Source organism: Cellulomonas septica, from assembly GCF_012396155.1.
Lineage (GTDB): Bacteria > Actinomycetota > Actinomycetes > Actinomycetales > Cellulomonadaceae > Cellulomonas > Cellulomonas septica.
This window is the reverse complement of record NZ_JAAXOY010000224.1, coordinates 1-4,950: the sequence shown is the minus strand read 5'-3', so window position 1 is coordinate 4,950 and position 4,950 is coordinate 1. Positions and strand designations below refer to the sequence as shown.

Here is a 4,950-nt window from a genome sequence, read left to right as displayed (position 1 = left end):
GGGCCGACGACCGGCCGGGCTCGGTGAGCGAGCCGTGCGCGAGGAACGCGCCGCGCCACGCGGCCTCCGCCTCCGCGACGCCCGCGGACACGACCTGCGGCGGCAGACCCCGCACGGGGCGGCCGCGGTTGTCGAGCAGACCCGTCTGCCGGGCCAGGGACTCGCCGTCCTTGACGACGCGCACCACGTACCGGCTCCCCCGGCGCAGGCCGCCACCCGAGACCACGATGATGTCGCTCTCGTGCCCGTAGACCTCGGAGATCGCCTGCCGCAGCCGCCGTGCGGCGATTCCCGTGTCGAGCTCCGCCTCGATCACGATCCGCCCCGAGATGATGTGCAGCCCGCCCGCGAACCGCAGCGTCGCCGAGACCTCGGCCTTGCGGACGGACGTGCGGTCCACCTTCAGACGCGCGAGCTCGTCCTTGACCTGTGCCGTCAACGCCATGGCGTCATCCTGCCATCTGGGACGAGCGTCCGGGTCCGGTCCGGGAGGTCAGCCCGCGCCGCCCGCACGTGTGCCCACGTCCCCCAGGAAGCCCTCGACGACGTCCCGGAAGGCCGCGGCGAGCCGCAGGGGGTCGTGCATCGGCGTGCCGTCGCCGCGTCCCACCTGACGCAGCAGCAGCTGCGCACCGAGCCGTTCGGTCGTGTCGCTGAGCACGTCGACGTCGTCGACCGCGCCGGGGTCCGCGACCACGGCGTCCACCCGGAGCTCGGGCGCGTGCGCGTGCAGCGCCTCGAGGTGCTCCTCGGCGCGCATGCCCTCCGTCTCGCCCGACTCGGGCGACAGGTTGAGCGTGACGATCGTGCGCGCCCGCGTCCGCTGCAGCGCGTCCCGCAGCCCGGGGACGAGCAGGTGCGGCATCACGGACGTGTACCAGGAGCCCGGACCGAGGACGACCCAGTCGGCCTCCTCGATCGCCGCGACCGCCTCCGGGCACGCCGGCGGGTCGGTCGGCTCGAGCCGCAGGTGCTCGATGCGGCCGCCCGTCGTCGCGACGGACACCTGGCCGCGCACGCGGTCCGCCGTCCCGTCGGCGTGGACGACGTCGGCCTCGATCTGCAGCGGGACCGCCGCCATGGGCAGCACCCGGCCGCGCGCCCCGAGCAGCCGCCCGACCCAGTCGAGCCCCTCGACGGTGTCGTCGAGCAGCTCCCAGAGCGCGACGATCAGCAGGTTGCCGACCGCGTGCCGGTCGAGCGGGCCCTCGGACGCGAACCGGTGCTGGAGCACGTCGCGCCACGTCCGGCCCCACTCGGAGTCGTCGCACAGGGCGGCCAGCGCCATCCGCAGGTCGCCCGGCGGCAGGACGCCGAGCTCGTCGCGCAGGCGGCCCGACGAGCCCCCGTCGTCCGCGACGGTCACGACGGCCGTGATGCGGTCGGTCATGAGGCGCAGCGCCGACAGCGTCGCGGAGAGCCCGTGCCCGCCGCCGAGCGCGACGACGGCCGGACCGGACCCGCGGGCGGCACGCTGGGACGGCGGGACGCTCATTCCTTGCCGAGGTCCCGCGCCGACACGGCGACCTGGTGACCCCGCTCGCGCAGGCGTGCCGCGACCGCCTCGCTGATCGCCACCGAGCGGTGCTTGCCGCCCGTGCAGCCGACCGCGATCGTGACGTAGCGCTTCTCCTCGTTGAGGTACCCCGCGAGGACCGGCTCGAGCGCGTCGACGTACCGGTCGACGAACTGCACGGCACCGGGAAGCCCGAGGACGTAGTCGCGCACGGGTGCGTCCCGGCCGGTCAGGTGGCGCAGCTCGGTGACCCAGTACGGGTTGGCGAGGAACCGCACGTCGACCACGTGGTCCGCGTCGAGCGGGATCCCGTACTTGAACCCGAACGACAGCACCGAGACGCGCAGGACGTCCGCCGTCGAGCCCACGACGACCGAGCGGACCTCGCGCGCGAGGTCGTGCACGTTGAGCTCGGAGGTGTCGATCACCGTGTCCGCGCGCTCGCGCAGGTCGCCCAGGACCGCGCGCTCGGCGGCGATGCCGTCGAGGATCCGCCCCTCGCCCTGCAGCGGGTGCGGGCGCCGCACCTGCTCGTACCGGCGGACGAGGACCTCGTCGGACGCGTCGAGGAACAGGATCCGGTGGTCGACCCCGGCGGCCCGCAGGCCGTCGAGGACCTGGCGGACGTCGGCGAAGAACTCGCGCCCGCGCACGTCGACCACCGCCGCGAGCCGCTGGGCGCGCTGACCCGTCGGGCCGCTCGTGAGCATGCCGACGAGGTGCGTGAGCATCTGCGCCGGGAGGTTGTCGACGACGTACCAGTCGAGGTCCTCGAGGACGGCGGCGGCACGTGTCCGGCCGGCGCCGGACATGCCCGTGATGATGAGGAGCTGCGGTGCCTCGAGGCGCGGACCCTCCGCCGCTGCCTCGAGCGCCGGGATGCCGGCAGGGACGGTGATCGGCGACGGCTCGTCGGTCATGACCTCAGCATGCCAAACCCGGACGCCTCCTCGGCCGACACGGGGCTCGCGTCGGACGGCGCGTCGGCCGGAGGGGTGTCGCTCGCGGGACCCGCGGCGGCCGGGACGACGACGGTCCCACCCGGCGCTCCCGCCTGCGCGGCGTCGCCGGCCAGGGCCGCCACGACCGCCGCGGCGGTCCGCTCGCCCATGCCCTGGACGCTCGCGATCTCCTCGACCGACGCGGCCCGCAGGCGCTTGACGCTCCCGAAGTGCCGCAGGAGCGCCGCCCGTCGCGCGGGGCCGAGCCCGGGGACGTCGTCGAGGACGGAGACCGTCATGCCCTTGGAACGCCGGCGGCGGTGCGCGGTGATCGCGAACCGGTGCGCCTCGTCACGGAGCCGCTGGAGCAGGTACAGACCTTCCGAGGACCGCTGGAGGATCACGGGGTAGTCCTCGCCGGGCAGCCACACCTCCTCGAGGCGCTTCGCGAGGCCGCAGAGCGCGACGTCGTCGATGCCGAGCTCGGCCATCGCGGCGGCCGCGGCGGCGACCTGCGGCTGACCGCCGTCGACCACGATGAGGTTCGGCGGGTAGGCGAACCGCTGCGGACGGCCCGTCGTCTCGTCGACCGGCCCCGAGCGACGCGGCTCGTCGTCGTCCTCCCCCAGCCCCAGCTCGACGTCGCCCGCGTTGGAGCGCTCCGCGAGGTAGCGGCGGAACCGGCGCGTGATGACCTCGTGCATGGCGGCGGTGTCGTCGCGCGCGCCGTCACCGTCCGGGCCGCGGAGGTTGAACAGGCGGTACTCGCTCTTGCGCGCGAGCCCGTCCTCGAACACGACCATCGACGCGGACTGGAAGGTGCCCTGGTTGTGCGACACGTCGAAGCACTCGATCCGCAGCGGCGCCGACGCCAGGTCGAGGGCCTCCTGGATCTCGCGCAGCGCCTGGCTGCGCGTCGTGAGGTCGCCCGCCCGACGCGTCCGGTGCAGCACGAGCGCGTGCTCGGCGTTCCGCAGCACGGTGGCCGCGAGCTCGCGCTTGTCGCCCCGCTGCGGGATGCGGACCTGCACGCGGGACCCGCGCATGCCGGACAGCCAGTCCTGCACCTGCTCGACGTCGGGCGGCAGCACCGGGACCAGGACCTCGCGCGGCACCGATGCCGTGCCCGTGTCCTCCTCGGTGCCGTACACCTGCTGCAGCAGGTGCTCGACGAGCTCGGCGTCCGTGATGTCCTCGACCTTCTCGACGACCCACCCGCGCTGGCCGCGGATGCGCCCGTCGCGGACGTGGAACACCTGGACGGCCGCCTCGAGCTCGTCGCCGGCCAGCGCGAAGATGTCCGCGTCGGTGCCGTCCTTGAGGACGACGGCGTTGCGCTCGGTCGCCTTCTCCAGCGTGGCGATGTCGTCGCGCAGCCGCGCCGCCTGCTCGTAGTCGAGCTCCGCGGCGGCCTCCCTCATGCGCGCCGTCAGCCGCTTGGTGAACTTCGCGGTGTCCCCCGCCATGAAGTCGCAGAAGTCCTGCGCGAGCGCGTGGTGGTCGTCGGGCGAGATGCGCCCCACGCACGGCGCGGAGCACTTGTCGATGTACCCGAGCAGGCACGGTCGCCCCTGCTGGGCCGCGCGCTTGAAGACGCCCGCCGAGCACGTGCGCACCGGGAAGACGCGCAGCAGGAGGTCGACCGTCTCCCGGATCGCCCACGCGTGCGCGTACGGGCCGAAGTAGCGCGTGCCCTTGCGCTTGGCACCGCGCATGACCTGCACGCGCGGGAACTGGTCCGCCATGGTGACCGCGAGGTACGGGTACGACTTGTCGTCCCGGTACTTCACGTTGAACCGGGGGTCGAACTCCTTGATCCACGTGTACTCGAGCGCGAGCGCCGCGACCTCGGTCGGCACGACGGTCCACTCGACCGACGCCGCGGTCGTGACCATCTGCTGCGTCCGCGGGTGCAGGTTGTGCACGTCCTGGAAGTAGCTCGACAGGCGGGAACGCAGGCTCTTGGCCTTGCCGACGTAGATCACGCGGCCGTGCTCGTCGCGGAAGCGGTAGACGCCCGGGGAGTCCGGCAGCTCCCCCGGCGCGGGGCGGTACGTGGCGGGATCAGCCATGCCGTCGAGCCTAGGCGCTCGTTCCGACACCCTCGCCCCGCGGCCCGCAGGGGCCCGTGCGTCTGGGCTTCACGACGCCGGAGGTGAGGTGGGCGCCGCGAGGTTCGCGCGCGGGTGTGGGCGGCGTCTCAAACGCAATGGCCTGTTATCATGACTCATGCGTGCGACCGACGCCGTCGACCGGCACCTCGCCCGGCTCGTGGACGCCGGGGCGTCGCGATCTCTCCACCGCCAGCGCCGCTGGGCGCTCCGGCACGCGCTCACCGCCGCCGCGCTGGCCGGCGTGCACGGTCCCTCCCCGCTCCCCCACGACGTCGCAGCCACCGCGCCCGACGACCTCGACGCCGCCGAGCGGCGCATCGACGTCGCCGAGCTGCTCTCCCCTGCGTTCCTCGACTGGTACCTGCCATGGGCGGCGGAC

5 protein-coding genes are annotated in these 4,950 nt (G+C 74.1%); 1 reads left to right on the top strand and 4 read right to left on the bottom strand.

Translation table 11 applies throughout. From position 1 onward, the window contains the following. From whiA to uvrC, 4 genes are all read right to left on the bottom strand, one after another. Positions 1 to 445 (bottom strand): DNA-binding protein WhiA (gene whiA, locus HGA02_RS10050; RefSeq protein WP_168678888.1); only part of this gene is annotated, 445 nt, incomplete at its 3' end. A 48-nt stretch (positions 446 to 493) separates the two neighbouring features. Further along, on the bottom strand, positions 494 to 1,495 hold the full coding sequence (locus HGA02_RS10045) for a gluconeogenesis factor YvcK family protein (RefSeq protein WP_168678887.1): 1,002 nt from the start codon (positions 1,493 to 1,495) through the stop codon (positions 494 to 496). Then, on the bottom strand, positions 1,492 to 2,436 hold the full coding sequence (gene rapZ, locus HGA02_RS10040) for an RNase adapter RapZ (protein WP_168678886.1): 945 nt from the start codon (positions 2,434 to 2,436) through the stop codon (positions 1,492 to 1,494). The genes HGA02_RS10045 and rapZ overlap by 4 nt, the downstream gene beginning before the upstream one ends. Further along, complete coding sequence (gene uvrC / locus HGA02_RS10035) at positions 2,433 to 4,529, bottom strand: excinuclease ABC subunit UvrC (RefSeq protein WP_168678885.1); 2,097 nt, start codon at positions 4,527 to 4,529, stop codon at positions 2,433 to 2,435. Before uvrC ends, rapZ begins: the two co-directional genes overlap by 4 nt. 157 nt (positions 4,530 to 4,686) lie before the next feature. On the opposite strand from uvrC, the gene HGA02_RS10030 reads away from it, so the two are divergent. Next, positions 4,687 to 4,950, top strand: a 264-nt coding sequence (locus HGA02_RS10030) for a hypothetical protein (RefSeq protein ID WP_168678884.1), incomplete at its 3' end; no start/stop codon positions are given.

Coding starts and splice junctions, on each gene's coding strand:
- HGA02_RS10045 (WP_168678887.1), bottom strand. CDS start 1,495: ATGAGCGTCCCGCCGTCCCAGCGTGCCGCCCGCGGGTCCGGTCCGGCC.
- rapZ (WP_168678886.1), bottom strand. CDS start 2,436: ATGACCGACGAGCCGTCGCCGATCACCGTCCCTGCCGGCATCCCGGCG.
- uvrC (WP_168678885.1), bottom strand. CDS start 4,529: ATGGCTGATCCCGCCACGTACCGCCCCGCGCCGGGGGAGCTGCCGGAC.